Source organism: Bradyrhizobium sp. CCBAU 11386, from assembly GCF_028128955.1.
GTDB lineage: Bacteria > Pseudomonadota > Alphaproteobacteria > Rhizobiales > Xanthobacteraceae > Bradyrhizobium.
The window spans coordinates 59083-77573 of the sequence record NZ_LBKA01000241.1 but is presented as its reverse complement, the minus strand read 5'-3'; the positions used below and the strand labels follow the sequence as shown (position 1 = coordinate 77573).

Annotated in this window: 24 protein-coding genes and 1 tRNA gene; 8 read left to right on the top strand and 17 right to left on the bottom strand. The window is 66.1% G+C overall.

Annotation, left to right across the window (positions count from 1 at the left end; all coding sequences use genetic code 11):
* Window positions 1–17: 17 nt before the first annotated feature.
* The 6 genes from XI09_RS27110 to ygfZ all read right to left on the bottom strand — a co-directional run bounded on the left by XI09_RS27110 (window position 18) and on the right by ygfZ (window position 4080).
* The gene (locus XI09_RS27110) at window positions 18–986 is read right to left on the bottom strand and encodes an NUDIX hydrolase (protein ID WP_271569560.1); all 969 of its coding nucleotides are present in this window, start codon (window positions 984–986) and stop codon (window positions 18–20) included.
* Window positions 983–1147 carry a hypothetical protein gene (locus XI09_RS27105; protein ID WP_271569559.1) on the bottom strand — a complete coding sequence of 55 codons (165 nt, stop codon included), beginning with the start codon at window positions 1145–1147 and terminating at the stop codon, window positions 983–985. The genes XI09_RS27110 and XI09_RS27105 overlap by 4 nt, the downstream gene beginning before the upstream one ends.
* Window positions 1148–1200: 53 nt before the next feature.
* Entirely contained in the window at window positions 1201–1707 is a 507-nt protein-coding gene (locus tag XI09_RS27100; RefSeq protein ID WP_271569558.1) for a tyrosine phosphatase family protein, read from the bottom strand.
* A 257-nt stretch (window positions 1708–1964) separates the two neighbouring features.
* Window positions 1965–2579, bottom strand: a complete 615-nt coding sequence (locus tag XI09_RS27095) for an HD family hydrolase (protein ID WP_271569557.1) — start codon at window positions 2577–2579, stop codon at window positions 1965–1967.
* The gene (locus tag XI09_RS27090) at window positions 2576–3202 is read right to left on the bottom strand and encodes a DNA-3-methyladenine glycosylase I (protein ID WP_011085340.1); all 627 of its coding nucleotides are present in this window, start codon (window positions 3200–3202) and stop codon (window positions 2576–2578) included. The genes XI09_RS27095 and XI09_RS27090 overlap by 4 nt, the downstream gene beginning before the upstream one ends.
* Window positions 3199–4080, bottom strand: a complete 882-nt coding sequence (gene ygfZ / locus XI09_RS27085; protein WP_271569556.1) for a CAF17-like 4Fe-4S cluster assembly/insertion protein YgfZ — start codon at window positions 4078–4080, stop codon at window positions 3199–3201. The genes XI09_RS27090 and ygfZ overlap by 4 nt, the downstream gene beginning before the upstream one ends.
* Before the next feature lie 101 nt (window positions 4081–4181).
* On the opposite strand from ygfZ, the gene XI09_RS27080 reads away from it, so the two are divergent.
* From XI09_RS27080 to XI09_RS27060, 5 genes are all read left to right on the top strand, one after another.
* The gene (locus XI09_RS27080) at window positions 4182–5516 is read left to right on the top strand and encodes a dihydroorotase (protein WP_271569555.1); all 1335 of its coding nucleotides are present in this window, start codon (window positions 4182–4184) and stop codon (window positions 5514–5516) included.
* A 156-nt stretch (window positions 5517–5672) separates the two neighbouring features.
* The gene (locus XI09_RS27075; RefSeq protein WP_271569554.1) at window positions 5673–6542 is read left to right on the top strand and encodes a sulfurtransferase; all 870 of its coding nucleotides are present in this window, start codon (window positions 5673–5675) and stop codon (window positions 6540–6542) included.
* A 121-nt stretch (window positions 6543–6663) separates the two neighbouring features.
* Window positions 6664–7356 carry an RNA polymerase sigma factor gene (locus XI09_RS27070; RefSeq protein WP_271569553.1) on the top strand — a complete coding sequence of 231 codons (693 nt, stop codon included), beginning with the start codon at window positions 6664–6666 and terminating at the stop codon, window positions 7354–7356.
* Window positions 7357–7444: 88 nt separating this feature from the next.
* Window positions 7445–7966 (top strand): DUF4142 domain-containing protein, encoded by a 522-nt coding sequence (locus XI09_RS27065; protein ID WP_271569552.1) that lies wholly within the window; start codon window positions 7445–7447, stop codon window positions 7964–7966.
* 10 nt (window positions 7967–7976) lie between these two features.
* Window positions 7977–8297, top strand: a complete 321-nt coding sequence (locus XI09_RS27060) for a cupredoxin domain-containing protein (protein WP_442869621.1) — start codon at window positions 7977–7979, stop codon at window positions 8295–8297.
* Window positions 8298–8460: 163 nt separating this feature from the next.
* Here XI09_RS27060 and XI09_RS27055 read toward each other — a convergent pair whose 3' ends face one another.
* From XI09_RS27055 to XI09_RS27040, 4 genes are all read right to left on the bottom strand, one after another.
* Window positions 8461–8727 (bottom strand): hypothetical protein, encoded by a 267-nt coding sequence (locus XI09_RS27055; RefSeq protein WP_200453665.1) that lies wholly within the window; start codon window positions 8725–8727, stop codon window positions 8461–8463.
* Window positions 8728–8979: 252 nt separating this feature from the next.
* Window positions 8980–9360: a TIGR02301 family protein gene (locus tag XI09_RS27050; RefSeq protein ID WP_271569551.1), complete on the bottom strand. Its 381-nt coding sequence runs from the start codon at window positions 9358–9360 to the stop codon at window positions 8980–8982.
* A 47-nt stretch (window positions 9361–9407) separates the two neighbouring features.
* Complete coding sequence (locus tag XI09_RS27045) at window positions 9408–9842, bottom strand: NUDIX hydrolase (RefSeq protein WP_271569550.1); 435 nt, start codon at window positions 9840–9842, stop codon at window positions 9408–9410.
* 18 nt (window positions 9843–9860) lie between these two features.
* Window positions 9861–10361, bottom strand: a complete 501-nt coding sequence (locus XI09_RS27040) for a hypothetical protein (RefSeq protein WP_271569549.1) — start codon at window positions 10359–10361, stop codon at window positions 9861–9863.
* A gap of 63 nt (window positions 10362–10424) precedes the next feature.
* On the opposite strand from XI09_RS27040, the gene XI09_RS27035 reads away from it, so the two are divergent.
* A complete protein-coding gene (locus XI09_RS27035) occupies window positions 10425–11189 on the top strand; it encodes an SOS response-associated peptidase (RefSeq protein ID WP_271569548.1) in 765 nt (254 codons plus the stop codon).
* A 195-nt stretch (window positions 11190–11384) separates the two neighbouring features.
* Here XI09_RS27035 and XI09_RS27030 read toward each other — a convergent pair whose 3' ends face one another.
* The 6 genes from XI09_RS27030 to XI09_RS27005 form a co-directional block, all read right to left on the bottom strand.
* Window positions 11385–12578, bottom strand: a complete 1194-nt coding sequence (locus XI09_RS27030) for a CaiB/BaiF CoA transferase family protein (protein ID WP_271569547.1) — start codon at window positions 12576–12578, stop codon at window positions 11385–11387.
* Between the two features lie 36 nt (window positions 12579–12614).
* Entirely contained in the window at window positions 12615–13544 is a 930-nt protein-coding gene (locus tag XI09_RS27025; protein ID WP_271569546.1) for a glycine/sarcosine/betaine reductase selenoprotein B family protein, read from the bottom strand.
* Between the two features lie 295 nt (window positions 13545–13839).
* Window positions 13840–14421, bottom strand: coding sequence for an NUDIX domain-containing protein (locus tag XI09_RS27020; RefSeq protein WP_271569545.1), 582 nt, complete (start codon window positions 14419–14421; stop codon window positions 13840–13842).
* Between the two features lie 20 nt (window positions 14422–14441).
* Window positions 14442–14882: a GNAT family acetyltransferase gene (locus XI09_RS27015; RefSeq protein ID WP_271569544.1), complete on the bottom strand. Its 441-nt coding sequence runs from the start codon at window positions 14880–14882 to the stop codon at window positions 14442–14444.
* Entirely contained in the window at window positions 14879–16306 is a 1428-nt protein-coding gene (locus XI09_RS27010) for an FAD-binding oxidoreductase (protein WP_271569543.1), read from the bottom strand. The genes XI09_RS27015 and XI09_RS27010 overlap by 4 nt, the downstream gene beginning before the upstream one ends.
* 99 nt (window positions 16307–16405) lie before the next feature.
* Complete coding sequence (locus XI09_RS27005) at window positions 16406–17395, bottom strand: L-threonylcarbamoyladenylate synthase (protein ID WP_271569542.1); 990 nt, start codon at window positions 17393–17395, stop codon at window positions 16406–16408.
* Between the two features lie 68 nt (window positions 17396–17463).
* Between XI09_RS27005 and XI09_RS27000 the strand changes: the two genes are divergently transcribed.
* Window positions 17464–17540 (top strand) — tRNA-Pro (locus tag XI09_RS27000).
* A 392-nt stretch (window positions 17541–17932) separates the two neighbouring features.
* Window positions 17933–18094, top strand: coding sequence for a hypothetical protein (locus XI09_RS26995; protein WP_333939135.1), 162 nt, complete (start codon window positions 17933–17935; stop codon window positions 18092–18094).
* A 9-nt stretch (window positions 18095–18103) separates the two neighbouring features.
* Here the strand turns inward: XI09_RS26995 and XI09_RS26990 are convergent, their stop codons facing one another.
* Window positions 18104–18430, bottom strand: a complete 327-nt coding sequence (locus XI09_RS26990) for a hypothetical protein (RefSeq protein WP_271569541.1) — start codon at window positions 18428–18430, stop codon at window positions 18104–18106.
* Between the last annotated feature and the right edge of the window lie 61 nt (window positions 18431–18491).

The window sequence follows — 18491 nt, the reverse complement described above, 5'->3', positions numbered from 1 at the left end:
TCGCGCAAATGTCGTATCTAGCGCCGGGAGCGCATGCGCAAGCCCGGCGCGGGCCGCTCCTGGAGCACGTCGCGGCGGAAGCGGTAGAGCGCCGCCGGCCGTCCGCCGGTCTGTGTCGACATCACGCCGGTCGGTTCGACCAGGGCTTCCGTTTCGACCAGGCGGCGGAAATTCTGCTTGTGCAGGTGCCGGCCGGAGATCGCCTCCACCGTATGCTGCAATTCGGTGAGTGTGAACTCGGCGGGCAAAAGTTCAAATACCACAGGACGATACTTCAGTTTTGCGCGCAGCCGCGCGATCGCGGTGGCGAGGATCCGGCGATGATCGAACCGCATGGAAGTGCCGAGTGCGGGAAGCACCTTGCGCACTAATGCCGCAGGGCGGCCATCGCGCCGCGCCTCCTCAATCAGCCCGGCCTCATAGAGCAGCTCGTAGCGGTCGAGCACGCGCTCCTCGTCCCAGGGCGCACCGTCGAGGCCGAAATAGAACCGCACGCGATCCCTGCGCGGCAATGCGCGCGTCGTCTCCGGCGTCTCCTGTTCCGCCCACGTCGCCAGCGCCGGGATGATGTCGCGGGCGATGATCGCGGGCGGCTCCTCGCGCCAGTCCTCCCAGGGGAGAAAGCGATACCACGGCTCGAAGCTTGCTCCGGTCGCTGCGAGTTCGCCGTCAACAGCGCGGGTGAGTGCGAGATAGCCGATCGACACCATATGCGCGCCGGTGTCGCCGGCCTCCGCATGACGACCGCGATCGCCGAATGTGTAGAGCTGCTCGACATAGCCGAGCCGCAAGCCCGCCTGTTCCTCGACCCAGGCACGCAGGCCGATCTCGAAGGTCCGATGGCTCAGCGCATCGAACGGGCCGAACGGCAGGCCGGCCAGCCCGTCGCTGCCGCGCGCGGTGAGGATCAGCGGCTCATGGTCCTCGATTGCGACGATCGCGGCGGTCAGGCCGATCTCGATCGGCGTCAGCAGCGTCTCGCTCATGCGATGGCAATCGCAGATGTTGCCACGTCATGCCCGGGCTTGACCCGGGCATCCACGTTCTTCGTGCCGCGGGAAAGCTCGTGGATGGCCGGGACATAGGCGAGCGAAGCGACGCCGTCCTTTGGACGGCTATGCCCGGCCATGACGGTGTAGAAGGGCACGAACTTGCCAAGCCCCGACGCCCTATGCGCACTTGTGCTGTGACGCGCAGCTGTCATTCCAGCTCGATCATGAAGGGGCGGCCCTCGACCATCATCGCGCCCGGGCCCATCTCGTCGAGCGCGCGCAGCATGCGGCCCTCGCGTCCCAGTGCGCGGTCGGCGAGGCCGACGATGCGCCGGTTCGGCGATGCGATCGGCGAGGCGGCGCGGATCTTCTTCGCGATCTCGATCTCGTCGCGATGCGGATTGAGGGCGCAGGCGGCGGCGAAGGCGCTCGCGGTGGAGCGGCTGATGCCGGCGTAGCAATGCACCACCAGCGGCGCGCTGCGGTCCCAGCCGCGCACGAAGTTCAGGACCTGGTCGATATGCGTCTCCGATGGGGCGACAAAGCCGTCCATCTCCTCGGTGATGTCGTCCATCGACACCTTGAGATGGTTGGCCGGCAGCACCGACACCGGCCGCGCCACCTGCTCGACATTGGCCATCACGGTCAGCACATGGCTGGCCTTGGTGAGGCGGACGGTTTCGGGAAGCGCGGCGAGGGAACAGACGTGGATCATGGCGGACCTTTTCATTGATTATAGCCGCGGCCGGAGGGTGGGCAAAGCGAAGCCCAAGGCGTCCGTTCATCTATTTTCGTCGTCCCGGACAAGCGCGCCTGAAGCGCGCGCAGATCCGGGACCCATAACCACAGGATTAGGTTTGGCGAAGACCCTTGGTTGTCAGTTTCGCGCGGCAACCGTTCCCTGGGAGTATGGGTCCCGGCCTTCGCCGGGACGACGGCGGAGCGAGGGGCGCCGTCAACCCCCAACAACGCTCACGCAAACACCGCGCCAAACCGCTCCAGGAACTGCTTCTCGGCCCGCGCCGCCGTCCAGGGCGTGAGATAGTCGCGCCGGACGCTGTCGGGCAGGCCGGGATCGCGGCCGAACAGGCGCCTCGCCTCGGCATCGCTGAAGCCGGCAAGCTCGGTCGCCTCGAGGTAAGCTGCGCCGCGATCGGCGGCCTTGATGGCTGACGTGATCTCCTCGGGCAGCACCGGCGGCAGGCCGAAGCGGATGTGGATGGCGCCGAGCAGGCGCTTCTCGACCGCCTTGTAGTGGCCGTCGAGCACGGCCTTGAACGGCGAGATCATGTCGCCGATCACGTATTCGGGTGCGTCGTGCAGCAGCGCTGCGAGCCGCACGCGCTGGTCGACGCGCGGCGTTTCGTGCCGCATCACGGTCTCCACCAGCAGCGTGTGCTGCGCGACCGAGAAGATGTGCGCGCCGATGGTCTGCCCGTTCCAGCGCGCCACGCGCGCCAGCCCATGGGCGATGTCGGCGATCTCGACGTCGAGCGGCGAGGGATCGAGCAGATCGAGCCGCCGGCCCGACAGCATGCGCTGCCAGGCGCGGGACTCCGCGCCGCGTGCCGACTTCTTCGCCGTCATTTGACCTTGAGGCGCGGCTTGCGCTGCGTCTTGCCGCAGCTTGCGTGACAATGGCAGTCGACGAGATGGTCGTTGACCATGCCGGTCGCCTGCATGAAGGCATAGACGATCGTCGGGCCGACGAACTTGAAGCCGCGCGAGGACAGCTCCTTGGAGATCTGCACCGACAAAGGCGTCGAGGCCGGCACGCTCGCCGTGGTCTTGAAGTTGTTGACCTTGGGCCTTCCGTCCATGAAGTCCCACAGCAGCTTCGAGAAGCCCGGCCCCTTCTCCATGATATCCAGATAGGACTTCGCGCTCAGGATCGCGCCGTCGATCTTGGCGCGGTTGCGCACGATGCCGGCATCGTTCATCAGCGCGTGCACCTTCTTGGCATTGTAGCGCGCGATCTTCTCCGGCTGGAAATCGTCGAAGGCTTTGCGGAAATTGTCGCGCTTGCGCAGGATCGTGATCCAGGACAGGCCGGCCTGAAAGCCATCGAGGATCAGCTTCTCGTAGAGCGCGCGGTCGTCATACTCAGGCACGCCCCATTCGGTGTCGTGATAGGCGACATAGAGCGGATCTTCGCCCGGCCAGGGGCAGCGGGTCAGGCCGTCGGGATGCAGGCGAGGGGCGCGGCTCATACGGTGGGCTGCTTGGCTGGAATGCGCACGACGTCAGGTTCGGCGAGCGTCAAGGCAAGTCCGCCGGCCGTGAGCGGCTGGCCGGCATCGAGCGCGTCGGCGACGCGGTCGATGCGCACCAGTGCGATGCCCTTGCCATCGGCGGAGGACCCGATGGTGCCGACCGGCTTGTCGCCGGCGAGAATGGCAACGCCAATCTCGGGCGAGGGTCCGTCGAGCAGCACCTTGACGCTGCGGGTGCGCGCGGTGCCGCGATGCTGCATGCGCGAGACGACCTCCTGGCCGACATAGCAACCCTTGTCGAAGTCGACGCCGGCGAGGCGGTCCATATTGGTCTCGTGCGGGAACGCATCGCTGTACATGAAGTCGAGCCCGCCGCGCGGCACGCCGAGCGCGATGCGATGGGCCTCATAGGCGGCCGCATCGACCAGCTCGGCGCCGATGAGGTCGGACAGCTTCTGCTTGAGGTCTTCGGGGATCAGAATGCGGTAGCCGAGCTCATCATGGCGCGGATCGGCGAAGGCAAGGTCCGGCTGGGCCGCGAGCGCGCCGCCCCAGGCCGCGAGCACGCCGAGATCGTCGGAGAGGTTTTCCACGCTGACCTTGGCGCGCAGCTTGTAGAATTTCAGCTTGGTGGCGAGACCCTCGGCCAGCGCCTTGGGGCAATCGATCAGGAACCCACCGCCGTGGCCGGCCGGCGCCTCCGTGATCAGGAAATCGACGATGATCTTGCCCTGCGGCGTCAGCAGCGCGCCGAATCGCCCCAGGCCCGGCTTGAGCCGGTCGAGGTCGGTCGTGACGAGGCCGTTGAGGAAGTTGCGCGCATCCTCGCCCGCGACCTTGACCACGCCCCGGTCGGGAAGAAACGCTGATTTCATGCGAAAATCTCTTGCGACATGTTGCTCCGGAACGTAAGCCCGCAGCGCATAAACGACAAGACCTCGAGCCCTGCGCTTGGGGATGAGAGGGGCCTTCAGCCATGACCCAGCGTTTCGATGTGATCCTCAGGGGCGGCACCGTCGTCAACCAGGACGGCGAGGGGCTGCGCGACGTCGGCATTGCGGGCGGCCGCATCGCCGAGATCGGCGCGCTGTCGCAAGCCTCCGCCGCCGAGGTGATCGACTGCAAGGGCCTGCACATCCTGCCCGGTGTGATGGACACCCAGGTGCATTTTCGCGAGCCGGGGCTGGAGCAGAAGGAAGACCTCGAGACCGGCTCGCGCAGCGCCGTGATGGGCGGCGTCACCGCCGTGTTCGAGATGCCGAACACATCTCCCTTGACCGTGACGGAGGCCGAATTCACCGACAAGGTGAAGCGCGCCCATCACCGCATGCATTGCGATTTTGCCTTCTTCATCGGCGGCACCCGCGAGAACGTGCAGGACCTGCCGGTGCTCGAGCGCGCGCCGGGCTGTGCCGGCGTGAAAGTGTTCATCGGCTCCTCGACCGGCGCGCTGCTGGTGGAGGACGACGAGAGCCTGCGCCGCATCTTCCAGGTGATCCGCCGCCGCGCCGCCTTCCACGCCGAGGACGAATACCGCCTCAACGAGCGCAAGCCGCTGCGCATCGAGGGCGATCCGCGCTCGCATCCGGTCTGGCGCGACGAGACTGCGGCGCTGATGGCGACGCAGCGCCTGGTCAAGCTCGCGCATGAGACGGGCAAGCGCATCCACGTGCTGCACATCTCGACCAAGGAAGAAATCGAGTTCCTGCGCGACCACAAGGACGTCGCATCCTGCGAGGCGACGCCGCATCACCTCACGCTGGTCGCGCCCGAATGCTACGAGCGGCTCGGCACGCTGGCGCAGATGAACCCGCCGGTGCGCGGGGCCGATCACCGCGCCGGCATCTGGCGCGGCATCGAGCAGGGCATCATCGACGTGCTCGGCTCCGACCATGCCCCGCATACGCTGGAAGAAAAGCAGAAGACCTATCCGGCCTCGCCCTCCGGCATGACCGGCGTGCAGACGCTGGTGCCGCTCATGCTCGACCACGTCAATGCCGGCCGCCTGTCGCTGGCCCGCTTCGTCGATCTCACCAGCGCCGGCCCCGCGCGTCTCTACAACATGGCCTGCAAGGGCCGCATCGCCGCGGGCTACGACGCCGACTTCACCATCGTCGACTTGAAGCGCAGCGAAACCATCACCAACAAATGGGTGGCGTCCAAGGCCGGCTGGACCCCTTACGACGGCGTTCGCGTCACGGGCTGGCCCGTCGGCACCTTCATCCGCGGCCGCCGCGTGATGTGGCAGGGCGAACTGGCGACGCCGTCGCAAGGCGAGCCGGTGCGGTTTCTGGAGACGCTGAAGGCGTAGGCCGATGTGTGGGGACGCACAGTGCTTCCCCACCGTCATTGCGAGCGCAGCGAAGCAATCCAGAGTCTTTCCGCGGAGGGATTCTGGATTGCTTCGCTGCGCTCGCAATGACGAGGGGAGAGGTCTACACTCCCTCTCGAACGGGAGTGCAGTCCGATGACCACGCCAACATCCCTCATCTCCACCGAGCAACTCGCCGCCATCCTCGGCGATCCCAATCTCCGCCTCTACGATTGCACGACCTACAACGAGCCGGTGCCGCCGGGCAGCGACGTGCCTTATCGCGCGGTGCCCGGCGACAAGACATTCGCAGCCGGCCACATTCCGGGTGCCGATTTCCTCGACCTGCAAGGCGAGTTCTCGGATACGTCCGCGCAGCAGTTCTTCATGATGCCCGGTGTGGCCCAACTCGAAGCCGCCTTCGGCCGTCACGGCCTCGATGCGAGCAAGACCATCGTGCTCTACAGCATCGGCACGATGATGTGGTCGACGCGGTTCTGGTGGATGCTGCGCGCGCTCGGCGTCGACGCACGCGTGCTCGATGGCGGCTTTGACAAATGGAAGCAGGAGGGGCGGGCTGTCGAGACCGGGGTGCCGAAGGGCTATCCGGCGACGACCTTCAAGGCCGCGCCGCGCGCGGGCTTCTTCGTCGACAAGACCACCGTGATGGCGCGGATCGGCGATCCCGCGACCGTGATCGTCAACGCGCTCGGGCCGCAGTTTCATCGCGGCCTCGAGCCGAGCCGCTACGGCCGGCCCGGCCGCGTTCCCGGCAGCGTCAACGTATCAGCCGCAACGCTCACCAATGCGGACAAGACGCTGACGAGCCTTGCGGATGCCGAAGCGAAATTCGCCGCCCAGAGCATCACGCGCGACAAGACCGTGATCTGCTATTGCGGCGGCGGCATCTCGGCGACGATCGACCTGTTCCTGCTGACGCAGCTCGGCTTCGACAAGCTGACGCTCTACGACGCCTCGATGGGCGAATGGGCGAGGGATCCGTCGCTTCCGATCGAGACCGACTAGGGGACGACGTCCCTTACCCTCCCCCTTGAGGACCCTCCAGGGGAGGGGCAGAAAATCGGGAACCTTTATCGCAGGCGTGCATCCAAGGTCCGGAAGAGAGCGAAACAAGCAGGTAACCGCCATGCAACGAACTGCAGCCGGCCTGTCCGCCGGCGCAAGGACATCGGAAGCCGAGCTGGTCCGCCGCGCCCAGGCCCGGGACGAGTCGGCGCTGCGCGCCATCATGGAGGCCAACAACCGCAGGCTCTATCGGCTCGCCCGTGGCACTCTGCGCAGCGATAACGAGGCCGAGGATGTGGTGCAGGAGACCTACGTCCGCGCATTCATGCATCTCGACGGCTTTCGCGGCGAGTCCTCGCTATCGACATGGTTGTCGCGCATTGCGATCAACGAGGCGCTCGGCCGCCTACGCAGTCGGAGGCCGCATGTGGAGTTGGGATCGGTGCCGGAGGCTACGCTCGAAGCGCAAATCATCCAGTTTCCCTTCTCGTCCGCCGCAAGCGATCCGGAAAAATCCATGGCCCAACGTGAGATCCAGCACGTCGTCGAGCACGCGATCGATGAATTGCCCGATGTCTTCCGCATGGTGTTCATTGCGCGGGTCATGGAGGGGATGAGCATGGAGGAGACGGCCGAGCTGCTCGGCGTCAAGCCCGAGACCGTCAAGACCCGGCTGCACCGCGCGCGCACGATGTTGCGCGCGAACGTCGAGAAGAAGATAGGTCCGGTCGTAATGGATGCCTTTCCGTTTGCCGGCCAGCGCTGTGAGCGCCTCACGGAAACCGTGCTGAAACGTCTTGGTGTCGGCGCGTAATTTTGGGGAACGTTCACGCGGCATTCTCATCCAACTTCTGTGTAAGCAACGCGCCGGCAAAGGCTCGGCGCCACAGGAGTGTCAAATCATGTTCGTTCGATGGAGCGCGGCGATCGCTGCGGTCGCCCTTTTTTCCAGCCCTGCGCTCGCGCAGGGTGCCAAGCCCAGCGATCCGCAGATCGCGCATATCGCTTATACTGCAGGTGTGATCGACATCAACGCCGCCAAGCAGGCGATGAAGAAAGCCAAGAGCAAGGACGTCAAGGCATTCGCCGAGGACATGGTGCGCGACCACGAGGCGGTCAACAAGCAGGCGCTCGCGCTGGTCAAGAAGCTGAACGTCACGCCCGAGGACAACGACACCAGCCGCACGCTGTCGAAGCAGGCGAGCGACAAGCTTGCCGAGCTCGACAGGCTGGACGGCGCAGCCTTCGACAAGGCCTATGTCGCCAATGAGGTCGCCTATCACAAGGCGGTCAACGGCGCGCTGGAAAGCCAGCTCATTCCCTCTGCCAGCAATGCGGAGCTGAAGAGCCTGTTGCAGACCGGTTTGAAGATATTCCAGGGCCATCAGCAGCACGCCGAGCATGTCGCAGCCGAGCTGAAATAGGGGAGCGGATATGATGCCGGGACGGGTGTGTTCGACCGCAATAGCGGTCGTCTTTGCAACGATGGTCGTCCCGGCATGCGCCGCGACAATTCAGATCACGATGGAGAACCTCGAAATATCGCCGAATGATGCGTCTGCGAAGGTCGGCGACACTGTCGAGTGGATTAACAAGGACGTATTCGCTCACACCGCAACCGCTGGAAGTGGCGACTTCGACGTGAACCTGCCGGCGAAGAAATCAGGCACGACGGTCGTGAAGAAGGCGGGAACGGTGGAGTATTACTGCCGCTTTCATCCCAACATGAAGGCGACGCTCAAGGTCGTGCCGTAGCATTCCCGACTGCATCGGGAATATCTCCCGGCCATCGCGAGACTAATGCTTGGCCGCCGGGAGCGGCTTCCGTGCGATAAACGCCGCAGACTTCGCGATGTGTCGCAAAGTCATTCATCCGTCAACTGGCCCCGCCCGCGTGGCGGGGTCATTTTCGGAGTGCTTACTGCCGTGCCAGGGTGACCGAGAATTCGCCGTTGCGAATGCGGCCGGGGAAGCCTTCGACGAACTTCGCCACCGCGTCCTCGCCATAGGTGCCGACGAGCTCGGCAAAGGCTGCAAACAGGCTTGCCTGCGCCAGGCAGTCGCCGTCGACGCCGTCGTGGCGCGCTTCGGCCCAGGCCTCGTTGAGATAGCTCAGTGCGGCCTGTTTCTGCTCGTGGTCGGGCAGCGGCGCGCGGGCGGGGGCGTAGGAAATCGGCTGGCTCATGAAACTCGATCAGGGCTGGGGCGCGATCCACGGCGATGCGCTGTGCGAGTGGTGTAGCACGGGTATTAACGCCCGCTAGGCTACATCTTTAAGAACGGTTAATGGCTGTGAACAAAGACGATGACAGGGATCCGATCGCTGTCATTCCGGGGCGCGCGCAGCGCGAACCCGGAATCCATCGCACCACCAACTCTGGCGCCCGATGGATTCCGGGCTCGCGACTTCGTCACGCCCCGGAATGACGGAGAGAGTTCAGTTCGCGTAGCGCGCCGTCAGGTCGCGCGAGATCTTCGAGCCTTCCTCGATGTAGCGGCGGATCGCGACGGTGGCGGCCGGCGTGCAGCTCCGGTAGGTCTGCTGGAAGCCGTTATAGCCGCGGTTGAATCCGGCGATCATGCGGGTGCGGCGCTCGCCGGAGGGGGTTTCGGCATCGATCAGCGCCTGCATCTCGCTGCGCCATTTGTTGCCCTCGTTGGACCCGCAGATGCCGCGCAGATAGTGCAGGCCACCGAGGATCTCCGCCAGCCGCTGCAAATCGGCGTCAAACGGCGCCGCCACGTCCTGGGCCCGGGCGGGCGCGGAGGCGCAGGCGAGAATCAGGGCGAAGAAAATGGCCAGAAATCGCGTGGACATCGGCGGGGTGTATGCCCCCTCGGGGCGGCGGGCGCAAGGCGGGCCGTCTATGTCCCGATCAGCCGGTGGGCGGACTGGATGACCTCCTCCAGCCCCCCGGTCAGCTTGAGGTCGCCGAGGCTTGCCAGGGCATCCGGGGCGATCCAGCGGTAGTCGTCGAGCTCGTCGTTCAAAACCGGCTCCCGGGCCGCCCAGCGGGCGGCAAAGGACATGATCAGGTAATGGCCGGCGCCGGCCGTGGCCGGCAGCACCTCGCGCCAGCCGGCGAGGCCGATGATCTCGATCTCGAGCCCGGTTTCCTCATCCACCTCGCGCTTGAGCGCCTGGTGCAGCGATTCGCCGAACTCGACCCGGCCGCCGGGCAGCGAATAGAACCCCTTGGCGGGCGAGCGGGCGCGGCGGGTCAGAAGCACCTTGCCATCGCGAAAAATCGCCGCGCTGACCGCGATCTGGGGACGCTGGGGCTGGACGACTGCGGACATTTTCTTAAAGGACCTGGCTCAGTTCGCCATGATGGTGTCGACGTCGGCTTCCGCCCCGCCATTGATGATGCCGCCGCAGGCGGCGATCAGCGGCTTGACCCAGAGGGTGGCCTGCTCGGCCAGGCGCACGCGGGTCGTGTCCTTCTCGACCTCACGCATGGCCGAGCCGACCGCGGTCAGGATCGAGGTCATGGTGTCGGTGATGTGGTCGAACTGCGCGCGCACGTTGGGATCGGCCTTCTCATAGGCTTCGATAGCGAGGTCGCGCGCCTTGAAGTTCGACGCCGTGAAATGCTCGGCATAGGACAGCGGCGACCAGGTCAGAAAGTCTTCGGCGCATTCCGGCATGTCCGGCACCATTTCGAGCAGCATCACGGCTTCATTGAAATGGTTGAGATAGTCGGTGGCAAGCCCGGTCCGCGGGTTGATGTTGGCCACGCGCAGCCGTTCGGCCCAGGCCGCAGCCTCGGGGCCCGTCTGTACATGCGCCCGCGCGGGTTGGGAGGCCATTGAGCTCATCCGCCGCAGTGTTAACGTTCGGGGTTAAAAGGACCTGAACGGACCCTATATAGACGCCCAAGGATGTGTGGACGCTTCGTCATAACTTCAGCCCCCGCGGCTTTGCGGCAACTGTTCGGCTATGTCGAGCAGCCGAATTTCCCGCCCCGGTACAATGTCGCCCCGACGCAACCGATTCCGGTCGTGCTGGTCGAAAATGGCGCGCGCCATTTCCGCCTGATGCGCTGGGGTCTGCTGCCGGGCTGGGTCAAGGACCCCAAAGGCTTTACGCTCCTGATCAATGCCCGCTCGGAGACGGTGCTGGAGAAGCCCGCTTTCAAACGCGCGATTCGCCGGCGGCGCGGCCTGATCCCGGCCGACGGGTACTACGAATGGAAGGCGGTGGATGGCCGCAAGCAGCCGTTCTTCATCCATCGGGCCGATGGCGCGCCGCTCGGCTTTGCCGCGGTGTTCGAGACCTGGGCCGGGCCGAACGGCGAGGAGCTCGACACGGTCGCGATCGTCACGGCAGCGGCGGGCGAGGACCTCGCCGCGCTGCATGACCGCGTGCCCGTCACCATCAGCCCGCGTGATTTCGAGCGCTGGCTCGACATAAGCGGCGACGAGGTCGACGCGATCCTGCCGCTGATGACCGCCCCGCGCATCGGCGAATTCGCCTGGCACCCGGTTTCCACCCGCGTCAACCGCGTCGCCAATGACGACGATCAGCTGCTCTTGCCGATCAGCGCGGAGGAGATGGAGGCGGAGCTGGAGGCGTCGAAGCCGAAGAAGGTCGTGCGGAAGGCCGCGGCGGGATCGGCGGACGACGGGCAGGGGTCGCTGTTTTAGCGGCGGCGCCATTCATTCCGCCGTCGTCCCGGACAAGCGCGCCCAAAGCGCGCGCAGATCCGGGATCCATAACCCCAGGGAGACGTTGTGGTGCGGGCTGATAACCACGAGTCTTCACCAAACCCAATCCTGTGGCTATGGGTCCCGGATCTGCGCTGACGCTTGTCCGGGACGACAGCGGAGTTTATTGGAGCGTCACACAATCTCCCGCGCCCTCAACGCCGCGATCTCCGCTGCATCGAACCCCAGCTCCCCCAGCACCGCATCCGTATCCGCGCCCAGCTCCGGTGCCATCCGGTCCAGCTTGCCGCCGCCATGCGCGAGCTTGAATCCGCTGCCGGCAAAACGCAGGCGGCCATAGGGCGTATCCAGCTCCTGGATCGCACCGCGCGCCTTGATCTGCGGATGATCGATCACTTCCTCGACCTTCCAGATGCTGGCGCAGGGCGCGCCTGCGTCTTCCAAAATCGTCTCCCACTCGCGCGCCGGCTTTTTCGCGAGCGCCGCCTCGATGATGGCGCGCAGCGCCGGCTCGTTCTCGTTGCGCGCGAACCAGTCGGCAAAGCGCGGATCGGCGAGCGTGTCCTCGCGGCCGAGCGCGCTCATCAGCGCGCGGTACTGCTTCTCGTTGTTGACGGCGAGCAGGATGTGGCCGTCGCCGCATCTAAACAAATTCGCCGTGGTCCGGCGACTCACCGCCTGGTTGCCTGACAGCTGCTGGCGATGGCCCGCGACCGACCAGTCCGCGATCTGCCCCGAGAGAAACGCCAGCGTCGCCTCCAGCATGGAGACGTCAATGAGCTGCCCCTTGCCGGTGCGGTCGCGCTGGTACAGCGCGCTCGACACGCCGAATGCGGCCGTGGCGCCCGAGAGCACGTCGCAGACCGCAAAGCCGGCGCGCGTCGGTCCCGTCTGGGGGTGGCCCGTGATCGCCATGATGCCGGACAGCGCCTGCATCTTGCCGTCATAGCCCGGCCGCAAACGGTCAGGGCCGGTCTGGCCGAAGCCTGATACGGCGCAATAGATCAGTTTTGGATTGATCGCGGACAGCGCCTCATAACCGATGCCGAGCTTGTCCATCACGCCCGGGCGGAAGTTTTCCATGACGACGTCGACCTGGGCGGCAAGCTTCTTCACGATGGCGATCGCATCGGGCTTCTGCAAATCGAGCGTCAGGCTGCGCTTGTTGCCGTTGATGGCCTGGAACGCCGGCGCCAGCCCGCGCTCGGCCCATTCGCGGCTGAGCGGCGTGCGGCGCATGTCCTCGCCCTCGCGCCGCTCGACCTTGATGATGTCGGCACCCAGCAGCGCGAGCTGGTAGCTCGCATAGGGGCCGGCCAGCACTTGCGTGAAATCCAGGATCTTCACGCCCTCGAACGGTCGCGTCACGTCGCTCTCCCTTTTTGTTTTGGTTGTCGGAGGACGTCAGGCGGCGCGGTTGCCGCGCGCGATCTCCTTCTGCTTGTCGAATTCGGCGCGGCGGCGCGCCAGCTCTTCGGGCGAGAGCTGCGCGACATTGTTGTAGTCGAGCTTCCAGGAGGCGTCCTCGCTCCAGCGCAGCGGCGACTGCATCGTCGTCTGCGGGCCGCTCGCGGTCTCGAGCAGCCGAAGCGCCAGCTCGAGCGTCTGCGCCTGCGAGGTGACGTCGTGCGGCTTGCCGGCGGAATTGCCGAGCGGGAAGTCGGAGAACAGGAAGCGCGGCACGGCGGCGTGCTCGATGATGTCCTTGGCGCAGCCCATGATCACGGTCGGAATGCCGTTCCGCTCCAGGTGCCGCGCCACCAGCGCGGTGGTCTGGTGGCAGACCGGGCAGTTCGGCACCAGCACCGCGGCATCGACCTTGTCGGCAAGGCAGCGCGCCAGAATCTCCGGCGCGTCGGTGTCGAGGGTGACGCGATGGCTGCGATTGGTCGGCGCGCCGAAGAAGCGCGGAGCCACTTCGCCGATCCGGCCCGCGGCGGATGCCTTCAGGAGCTGCGGCAGCGGAAACCAGGTGCCGCTGTCGGTCGCCGAGGTGTGCTTGCGGTCGTAGCCGATATGCGAGATGCGCAAATCGTGCTGCTCGGCGGTGTCGCCGTCATAGACCTGGTAGAATTTCGCGCTGCCATTATACGCCGCGCCCGGCCCCTGGTCGCCCTTGGTCGGATCGAACGGCGCAGCCGTGGTGATGATGGTGACGCGGGACTGCGAAAGCTTCTTCTTCAGCGGCTGGAACGGCGCCTCGACATGATGCGCCCAGCGGTACGCCGTGGTGTAGCCGATTGCGGCGTAATAGTCCCGGGTGCGCTGCATGTAGGGGACGGCAGAGTCATAGTCGGGCGCAAAGCCGAATTCGTCGTCGCGCGAAGCGGACATGGGGCGCGTCTCCTGGTTCTTGGTTAGGGCCAGACTAGAGATAGTCGGCGATTACCTCAACGGGGGGAGGGGCGGCGCAGGCCAGAATTGCAGATGGGGAAGGTGCGGCGTTGATGGTGCCACTTACGCTCCCCTGGAGGGGGAGGGTCGCTGTGCATGGAGCGAAGCGGAATGCGCAGCGGGGTGGGGTGACGGTCTCTCCGCATCGAACACTGCCCGTGTGGAGCGATCACCCCACCCCGCTCGCGCTTCGCGCGATCGACCCTCCCCCTCCAGGGGAGGGTGAAGAAATCACCTACCGAAAAATATGCAGCGCCACGTATTGCAGCAGCATGATCGCCTTGGCGTCGATGATCCGTCCGTCGGCGATCATCGCCAGCGCCTCGTCGATGGAAAGCTCCAGCACCTCGATGTCCTCGCCCTCGTGCTCGAGGCCGCCGCCGTCGCTGACGCGCATCTCCGGTTCATATTCGGCGACGAAGAAATGCAGCTTCTCGGTCACCGCACCCGGGCTCATGAACGCCTCGAACACCTTGTGGACGTGGTGCAGGCGATAGCCGGTTTCCTCCTCGGCCTCGGCGCGGATGCGCACCTCGGGGGAGGCATCGTCGAGCACGCCGGCGGCCGCCTCGATCAGGAGATCGTCATAGCCGCGGATGAACGCCGGCAGGCGGAACTGGCGCACCAGGATCACCGTGCGCCGCGCGCGATTGTAGGGCAGCACGGCGGCGGCGTTGTCGCGCTCATAGGTTTCCCGGTGCTGCGTCTGCCATTCGCCATTGGCGCGTCGGTACTCGAAGGTCGTGTTCTTCAGGGTGGTCCAATTGTCCGAGAGCACGCGGACGTCCTTGATGCGGACGCGGTCGGAAATGGTCATTGCTGTTTTCCGGGTGAGAACTAACGGGGCTGCCCGCGGCCGTCGAGCCATTTCTGGAACATCACCGAGGTGGATTCCTCGAAGCCCAGCGACTGGTAGAACGCATTGGCCTGCGCGTTCTCGCGGCGGACCAGGAGCTGGAGCTTCGCGATGCCCGCCTGGCGCAGCCAGTCCTCGGCCGCCGCCATGATCGCCCGGCCAAAACCGCGCTTGCGGCCATCGGGATCGACCGCGACGTAATAGACCCAGCCGCGATGGCCGTCATGGCCGACCATGACGGTGGCGACGATCGCGCTGCCATCGCGGCCGACCAGCACGGTCGAGTTGTCGCGCCGCCGCGCCAGCGCGATGTCGGCATGCGGGTCGTTCCAGGGCCGCGTCAGGCCGCAGCGCTGCCACAGCACGACGACCGGTTCGACGTCGGCGTCGGCGATCGCGTCGATCGTGAGGGACACGCTCACAGCACCTTCCCCGGATTCATGATGCCGAGCGGGTCGAGCATGGCCTTGATGGCGCGCATCAGCTCGATCGCGGTCTTGTCCTTCACCTCGGGAAGCTCGTCGCGCTTGAGCACGCCGATGCCGTGCTCGGCGGAGATCGAGCCGCCCATGCGCAGCACGATCTCGAACACCACCGCGTTCATCTCGTGCCAGCGCGCCAGATAGTCCGCGGTGTTGGCGCCGACCGGCTGGCTGATATTGTAGTGCAGATTGCCGTCGCCGAGGTGGCCGAACGGCACCGGCCGCGCGCCGGGGATCAGCTTGACCGCAGCGGCATTGGCCTCGTCGATGAAGGCGGGCACGGCGGCGACGGGCACGGAGATGTCGTGCTTGATCGAGCCGCCCTCCGGCTTCTGCGCCGCCGACATCTCGTCGCGCAGCTTCCAGAAGCCGGCGCGCTGGGTGAGGTTGGCCGCGATCACGGCGTCGTCGACGATCTCGTCCTCCATGGCGCGGGTCAGGATCGCCTCCAGCGGCGTGCGGGCATCCTCGCCGGGGGAGGACAATTCCATCAGCACGTACCAGGGATGCTTCGCTTCCAGCGGATCGCGCACGTCGATGCCGTGCCGGATCGAGAAGTCGACCGCCATCTCCGAGAGCAGCTCGAAGCTCGTCAGCGCATTGGCGGCTTCGCCCTGCGCGATCGTCAGCAGCTTGAGCGCCGCGGCCGGCGACTTCAGCCCGACGAACGCCGTCTCGACCGCCCGCGGCTTCGGAAACAGCTTCAGCGTCGCCGCCGTGATGATGCCGAGCGTGCCTTCGGCGCCGATGAAGAGGTTGTGCAGATTGTAGCCGGTGTTGTCCTTCTTCAGCTTCGACAGCACGTTGAGCACGCGCCCGTCGGCGAGCACGACCTCGAGCCCCAGCGCCATCTCGCGCGCGACGCCATAGGCGAGCGCGGCGGTGCCGCCGGCATTGGTCGAGAGATTGCCGCCGATGGTGCAGCTCCCTTCGGCGCCGAGCGAGAGCGGAAACAGCCGGTCCACCTCGGCCGCCTTCTGCTGCGCGATTTGCAGCACCACGCCGGCTTCGCAGGTCATGGTGTTGGAGGCGGTATCGACCTCGCGGATCTTGTCCAGCCGCCGCAGCGACACCACGACCTCGCCATTGTGCGGGGTCTGGCCGCCGACGAGCCCGGTGTTGCCGCCCTGCGGCACCAGCGCGATTCTGTGCGCGGAAGCGAGCTTGCAGATCGCGGCGACCTCCGCGGTCGAGCCCGGCCGCAGCACCAGCGGCGAGCGTCCGTGGAACAGGTTGCGCTCCTCGGTGACATAGGCCTCGATGTCGGCCGCGTCCGTGATCGCGTGCCGGTCGCCGACGATCTTGCGGAATTGTTCGATCAGCTCGGGCGCAAGCGGAGGAGTGGCAGATTTATTGATGTTCATTGTCTCGTCTCTACTTCGCTCTTATCTCTTGCACATGATCTTATCGGAAAACCGCTACACACTTTGCGCTAACGCGGCCCTTCGGGTCCGGATCATGCGCTATCTCGCCACCGCAGCTCGCCGCAGCCGGTCGTTGATCGCCTCGCCCAGACCGTCTTCGGGGATCGCCATCACCGCGATCGTGCGCGGGCCCTTCGCATCGAGGGTGCGAAGATAGCCGAACAGATTGGCGGCAGCTTCATCGAGATCACCGGCGGGCGACAAATTCATGACGGCCGCTGCGGCGTCAAGGCCGGGCAGGCGTGAGGACCCGAACGCCAGCAGCGCTTCGCCCGGCGCCACCTCGCGCGCATTGAGCCGCACATTGGCGCGCGGCGCGTAATGCGAGGCCAGCATGCCCGGCGCCAGCGGCTGGCTGTCGTCGCTCTCCGCCTCCGCCGGCGGCCGCGCCAGGGCTGCGCCGAGCACGGCCTCGATCCGCTCGCGCGAAAGCCCGCCGGGCCGGAGCAGCATCGGCGCGTCGAGGCAGCCGACAATGGTGGATTCGACGCCGACCGCGACCGGCCCGCCATCGACGATCAGGTCGATCCGCCCCGCAAGATCGCTCTCGACATGGGCGGCCAGCGTCGGCGAGACGTGGCCGGAGATGTTCGCCGACGGTGCCACCACGGCGCCGCCAAAGGCACGCAGGATCGCCTGCGCCACCGGGTGGGCGGGAATGCGGATCGCGACCGTGTCGAGGCCCGCGGTGGCGAGATCGGCCACCGGGCAGCCATCCGTCTTCGGCACCACCAGCGTCAGCGGCCCCGGCCAGAACGCCTGCGCCAGCTTCAAGGCGCGCACGTCGAACCGCCCGATGGCCTGCGCGGCGGCTATGTCCGCGACATGGGCGATCAGCGGATTGAAGGCCGGCCGCCCCTTGGCGGCATAGAGATGGGCGATCGCGGTGGCATTGGCGGCGTCCGCGCCGAGCCCGTAGACCGTCTCGGTCGGAAACGCGACCAGCCCTCCGGCCGCCAGCGTCCGGGCGGCGGCCCCGGCGGCGGCATCGCCAGCCGGTAGAATCAGCGTTTCAAGACCCGTTTTCACAGGGATAAAATTCCTCAACTCGGCCGCTTGCGGTGCGCCAAACCCAACGCTATAAGCCGGCCTCTTGTCGGAGTGTGGCTCAGCCCGGTAGAGCACTGCGTTCGGGACGCAGGGGTCGCAGGTTCGAATCCTGCCACTCCGACCATTCTTCCAAAAGTCGACGTTTTCCAGAGGCTTGGCGGACCGGCCGCCGGCGCCTCGGGAGCGCCTTTTTGCAACGATTTTCAGGGCGGGTCCACGGCCGATTTGGCCCAGGCAGGGACGTCTGTGCGCGTGGCATGGCTCGCGCGACCGATGCGCCTTGCCGGCCATGCCGATTGCGATCGCCCCTGTGCAGGCCGCGCGATCGTGCAGGTTGGCGCATTTGACTCGCCTGCAGCCTGGCACTCCGTTTGCTCAGTCAGGACCAAAGCCAGCCCCTAGCGGAGGGACTGTTTCAGGTTGAGGCAAACAATGACAGAAGTGTCCCGTTTCGGCTCCACTGGAGAGCTTCGGCTTAGCGCGCTGATTGCGGATCTGTGGTGGCGCGTTCAGCTCATGAATTCCGACATCCTCGAGGAAGAGGCCAAGGCCGGGGTGTTCGACAGGCAGCACCCGTCCTATCCGTTGCTCGCGGCAACCCTTCGGGCACGACGTGATAATCTCGTGTCGACGATCAATGCACTGGAGGAGCGCGCGAAATCGGCCCGCGCCGCTTGAGACCCGGCACTACCGCCGCGCCACCAGCACGCCCACCAGAAACGCCACCATCAGCGCCGGCAGCGGCGCCTCGCGCACCATGCTGCGGACGATGTCCGACCAGTGCTGCTCCGGGACCAGCCCTGGCGACCTGACTTCAGCCATCGGCGTCATGCCCCAATCCGACGCGAGGTCGGCGATCTCGCTCGCGGCCAAACGTGAGCCGTCACGGACGCGGAAGATGGCGGCCTCCGATCGCGCGCGTGGCTCGAGCGCCATCAGCGTCGCGATCGCCGTGCGCAACGTCATCTCGCCAAAACCTTGCAGCCTCACCGACTCCTCGGGCTCGGACGTCATGCGAAATCCCTCACAGCGCGAAGTGGTGCGCGATGGTGAATGCCGCCGTCGCGCACAGGAC